This is a genomic window from Vicinamibacteria bacterium, assembly GCA_035620555.1.
Classification (GTDB): Bacteria; Acidobacteriota; Vicinamibacteria; order Marinacidobacterales; family SMYC01; genus DASPGQ01.
The window spans coordinates 1-5510 of sequence record DASPGQ010000759.1 but is presented as its reverse complement, the minus strand read 5'-3'; the positions used below and the strand labels follow the sequence as shown (position 1 = coordinate 5510).

The 5510-nt window shown below is 64.8% G+C and carries 4 protein-coding genes; all 4 read left to right on the top strand.

The features are described from left to right. Nucleotides 1-1092 (top strand): WD40 repeat domain-containing protein (locus VEK15_30410; protein HXV65047.1); only part of this gene is annotated, 1092 nt, incomplete at its 5' end. Nucleotides 1093-1306: 214 nt separating this feature from the next. Continuing rightward, complete coding sequence (locus tag VEK15_30405; protein HXV65046.1) at nucleotides 1307-2323, top strand: methyltransferase; 1017 nt, start codon at nucleotides 1307-1309, stop codon at nucleotides 2321-2323. Nucleotides 2324-2481: 158 nt separating this feature from the next. After that, nucleotides 2482-2607: a hypothetical protein gene (locus tag VEK15_30400; GenBank protein ID HXV65045.1), complete on the top strand. Its 126-nt coding sequence runs from the start codon at nucleotides 2482-2484 to the stop codon at nucleotides 2605-2607. 33 nt (nucleotides 2608-2640) lie between these two features. Further along, nucleotides 2641-5510: protein kinase (locus tag VEK15_30395; GenBank protein HXV65044.1), on the top strand; the 2870-nt coding region annotated here is incomplete at its 3' end.

Here is a 5510-nt window from a genome sequence, read left to right as displayed (position 1 = left end):
CGGGTTGCGGGCCGCGACGGCAGCGTCGTGGCGAGCTCCAAGGAATACAATGATTTCTCGGGTCTCTCCTGGCGAAGCGATCGAGAAGTCTGGTTCTCGGCGCAGGAGACTGGAAAGGAGTTCGTCGTTTTCGCGCTCTCGCTCTCGGGGGAGGTGCGCGAAGTGCTCCGCGCTCCCGGCTCCCTCGCGCTCCATGACATCTCGCCCGAAGGGCGCTTGCTCGTCTCTCAGTTCAAGGGACGCTTCGAAACGGTCGGCCTCGCTCCGGGAGATGCCGACGAAAGGGATCTGACCTGGCTCGACCGGACCTACATCGAGGATCTCACTCCGGACGGCCGAACGATCGTGTTCCACGAGGGCGGCATCGGTGGGGAAATGATTTCCCGAGAGGCAAAAGGGATGGCCTTTCTTCGTGCCACGGACGGCTCTCCCGCAGTGCGGCTCGGGGTGGGCCAGCCCCTCGCGATCTCTCCCGATGGCCGATGGGCGATCCTCTTGGGCAGGGAAAATGCGCGCATCACGCTCTATCCCACCGGTGCGGGAAGCTCGAGAGATCTTCCGGCGGCGAGCATTCGTCAATACTATGATGCCTGGTGGTTTCCCGATGGGCGCCACTTTCTCATCGCAGGCAACGAAGAAAATCGCCCTCGGCGGCTCTTCCTTCAGGATCTCGAGGGAGGGGATCCCCAAGCGCTGACACCGGAGGGAATCTGGACCGAAGAGAACAGTATCTCACCCGACGGCAAGTGGGTCGCCGCCTCCGCTCCGGACGAGCCCATGTCGCTGTATCCCGTCGAGGAAGGGGAGGTCCGAGTCCTTCCCGGGATCGCTCCCGACGAGTACGTCCTTCGTTGGAGCACCGATGGACGCCACGTGTTTGTCACCAAGCGTCGTGTCGATGGACCGGTCGTACCCATTTTCCGTCTCGACGTCGGAACCGGTGAGCGAGAATCGTGGAAGGAATTGACGCCCCGGGATCCATCGGGCGTTACCTCGATTGCCTGGGTCTGCCTCACACCGGACGGCAAGTCCTACGCCTACACCTACAGCCGCGTCCTTTCCGACCTCTACCTGGTCGAAAATGCGCATTGAAAGCCAAGGACCGCCCGATGTCCGCCCCCAACAACAAAGCGCTAGGAGGTTTGCTACCGTGCTTCGATGGAGACGGGGTGCGAGATTACTCCTGCGACCGAGGAGGAGCCGGAGTGGGCGGCGCAGCTGACGTCCCGTTCTAGAGAGAGCGAGACGACACCGTCCGTGCTTTGATATCGTTTCCCGCGGGGCTCGAATCACGAAGGAGGATGCGATGCCAGAGGCTGCTCAGGTGCCGCCGGAAGGACAACTCATGCAGGCGATGTTCGGGTTCATGGTCTCGCGGGGCGTGGCCGCGGCGGCGGAGCTCAATGTGGCGGACGCGCTACGCGACGGCCCGCTCTACTACACCGAGCTGGCGAAGGCCGTCGGCGCGGATCAACGCGCCTTACATCGCGTGATGCGCATGCTCACCGCCGTCGGCGTGTTCGCCGAGCCGGAGCCGGGAAAGTATGCCTTGAATGAAGTTTCGGAGCTGTTGCGAAACGACAATCCTGCCTCGTTTCGCGATATGGCGGCGATGATCACTTCCGAGTCGCACTGGATGCCGTGGGGACGCCTCACCGACACGCTTCGGTCGGGCAAATCTGGACCGCAGCACGCCTTCGGGACCGATATCTTCGCCTGGTTCCAGCGAGACGAGAACAAGGACCAGTGGAACCTCTTCAATGCGGCCATGACGAGCTTCTCCACCGCCACCAGTCAGGCGGTCGCCGAGAGCTACGACTTCTCAGGCTGCCGGAAGATCGTGGATATCGGCGGTGGACATGGCTTCCTCTTGAAATCGATCCTCGGCAAGGCGCCCCAAGCCCGGGGAGTCCTGTTCGACCTTCCCGGCGTGGTCGACGGCGCCGACCGCGACGAGCTCGGAGAACGTATCGAGGGCGTCGGCGGCGATTTCTTCGAGGCCGTGCCCGGTGGCGGTGACTGCTACACGATGAAGCACATCATCCACGATTGGAGTGACGATCACTGCCGGAAGCTCCTGAGCAACGTTTCCAAGGTCATGCATCCGAGCGGCAGCGTGCTGGTCCTCGAGATTGTAATGCCCGAGAGCCCCGAGCCCCATCCGGCGAAGTTCATGGACGTCAACATGCTGGCGATGACCGAAGGTGGCTGCGAGCGCACCGAGAAGGAATACGCGGCTCTGTTCGAGTCGTCGGGCCTCGCGCTGAAAGCGATTCACCCGACGAAGAGCCCGGTGAGCATCGTCGAAGCCAAGAAAGCTTGAAGTCACGCGTCGGAGGTAGGGTCGGCATTCCTCATCAAACGCAGAGCGTCGGTCGCAAGAGTGTGCCGAGCCAGTAGAATGTCGACCCGATTACGCCGTCATGTCTCTTTCGAGCGGAGCCAGGCCTACGACGTCTCTCTCGATGCCAGAAGTTCCTGATGGTTGAAGCCGGAGACGCCTCGAGCGAGCTCCACGTCGTCCTGAGTGACTCGAGCATCACGTTCTGGGGGGTGAGGCGCTCGAGCTCTGAGGGCTTCGACTTTCACGCGAAGCTCGTTGCATGAGAGACTCTGTTCAAATAATAAGGACGCGGCGCGATGGCCATCGATTCGGGTACACGCCTGGGCTCATACCAGATTGTCACGCCGCTCGGCGCGGGCGGGATGGGGGAGGTGTACCGCGCTCGGGACGTCCGGCTGGGACGCGAGGTCGCGCTCAAAGTGCTGCCCACCGAGGTGGCCTCTGACCCCAGTCGGCTCGCCAGGTTTCATCGGGAGGCGCAGACGCTAGCTGGCCTCAACCACCCCAACATCGTCACGCTTTTCACGGTCGAAGAAGAAGACGGCACGCCGTTTCTGACGATGGAGCTGGTCGAGGGCCAGAGCCTCGACCGGCATATCGCATCGGGTGGCTGGCCCGCTGCGCGTGTCATCGAGCTGGGCATCGCTCTCGCCGACGCACTGGCTGCGGCGCACGAGAAGGGGGTCGTACACCGCGACCTGAAACCGGGAAACGTGATGCTCACCCGCGAAGGACGGGTAAAAATCCTCGACTTTGGCCTCGCGAAGTACGACACGACGAGCGCCGGAGTCGATAGCGAGGCAGCGACCGAAGCTCCTCTCTCGATCGCCGGCGAGGTCAGGGGAACCGTGCCTTACATGTCGCCGGAGCAGGTACGCGGCGAGGTCGTCGACAGCCGCTCGGACTTGTTCGCGCTCGGCGTCCTGCTCTACGAGCTGGCAACGGGTCGACGACCGTTCCAGGGGGCCACCGCCGCCGTGATCATCAGCGCGATCCTGCGCGATGCACCGGTGCCGCTTTCGTCCGCGCGTTCCGACGCACCTCCGGCGCTCGACCGGATCATCGCTCGCTGCCTGGAAAAGGAGCCTTCCGCCCGTTTCCAGACCGCACGCGATTTGAGCGACGAGCTGCGCCGCGTGCAGCTGGCCACGGAGGCTGGAGCGTTTCTCAAGCCGCCACCGACGCCGTCCACGCCGCTCGTCGGCCGTGAGACCGCTCTCGCCTCTGCCGCCGAGCGGCTGCGCGACGGCGCACGCGTCTTGTCGATTACGGGCTACGGAGGTGTAGGCAAGACGCGATTTGCGATCGAGATCTTTCGCCGCATGGCCTCCGAGTATGCCGGCGGTGCGGCGTTCGTCTCGCTCGCCTCCGTTACCTCGGCCGCCGAGGTCTTAGCGGCCGTTGCTGTCACGCTCGAGATCGCCCAGGCACACGGCCGGTCCGCGCTCGACGCGCTCTGTACGGTCATCGGGGATCGCCGCGTGCTTCTGGTCCTCGACAATCTGGAGCAGGTGCTCGATTCGGCGGAGGATATTGCCGCCCTCGTCTCCCGCTGCCCTTCGCTACAAGTGATTGCCACGAGCCGTGCGCCGCTCAAGATCGGCGCGGAGTCCGAGTTCGCGCTCCCGCCCCTCGAGCTTCCGGCGTCGGATTCGGACACACAGTCTCCCGAGGCGCTGGGAGAGTTCCCATCCATCGCACTCTTCGTCGAGCGCGCCGCCAGAGTGAAGCCTGGGTTCGCCCTCACCGCCGAGAACGCATCGGCGATCACCGGGATCTGTCGCCGTCTGGACGGCCTCCCGCTGGCCCTCGAGCTCGCGGCCGCGCGCGCGCGAATTCTCGAGCCGGCCGTCCTGCTGCAACGACTCGATCATGCGCTCGATCTCCTCACGTCGGGCGATCGCGATCTTCCTCTCCGCCAACGGACGCTGCGCGCGACGATCAGCTGGAGCTACTCCCTTCTCGACGCCGCCGAACAGCGACTGCTGCGCCGTGTGTCGGTGTTCCACGAAGGCTGGACCCTCGAGGCGATGGAACAGGTCTGCTACGAGGACGCCGACAGGCATCGGGCGCTCGACGCGCTCGACTCGATCGTCGAGAAGGGGCTCGTGCGCGTCGCGGGCGCGGGCGATCGGTATTCGCTCCTCGAAACGATCCGGGCGTTTGCCTCCGAGCAGCTGCACGCGGGTGGGGAAGTGGAGCCCGTCCGGAACGCGCATGCCGATTATTTCCAGAAGCTCGCCGCCAGCTTGGACGAGGCGTTCCGCGGACGCGGGCAGATCGAGGCGGCGCGACGCGCTCGCAGCGACAACGCGAACACGCTGGCCGCCCTGCACTGGCTCAGTGCCGCGGCGAGCACCGGAGACCCGTCGGCACTCGAGACCGGGCTTCAGCTCTGCGGACACATGAACTGGTTCTGGCACATCGGAGGCCTGCACTTCACCGGGCGTGACCTGCTGGACCCGCTACTCGAGCTCGCTCGCGATCGCTCGTCGAGTCGAGGCCGTGCCCTCGCAAGAATGGCGGCGGGCATGATCTCCACGACCACAGGCGAGTGGGAACGCTCGCTCGGTGAGTGGCAAGGAGCATACGACGATGGCATGGCGATTGGCGATGAGGCGATTACGGCCGAGGCCGGCATGGGCGTGGGGTATTGCCATCTCAGTGCGGGTCGCATGGAAGAGGCGGGTACGAGCCTCAACGAGTCGATGACTCTCAGCGCCAACGGCGTGAGCGACTTCGTGCACGCCCTTTCGATGACCCTCGACGGAATGCGCCTCTTCGCGATGGGCAATCTGGAGGCAGGTATCGACAGGCTGGAGCGGGCGCGACGGATCCAGGATCGCATCCACGATTACGAAGGTGGTGGGGTCGCGCTGAGCTTCCTGGCGCAAATGACCTTTGCGAAGGGCGATCACGCTAGCTCTCTCTCGTTGTATCGCGACGCACTCCGCGCTTTCGAGACGGTGGGCGATCGCCCGGAGCTCGCGCGTGTGTACAGCGAAATGGGATGGACCGCGCTTGCCGCCGCGGACATGCGAACCGCGCAGGACTCGTTTCGGCGCGCGGTGCAGGCGGCTGAAGAGGTCGGCAGTCCGCGCGGCACCGGCCTCGCCCTATTGGGACTCGCGGCGGTCGAAGCGGCGGAAGGCCGGGAGGAGCGCGC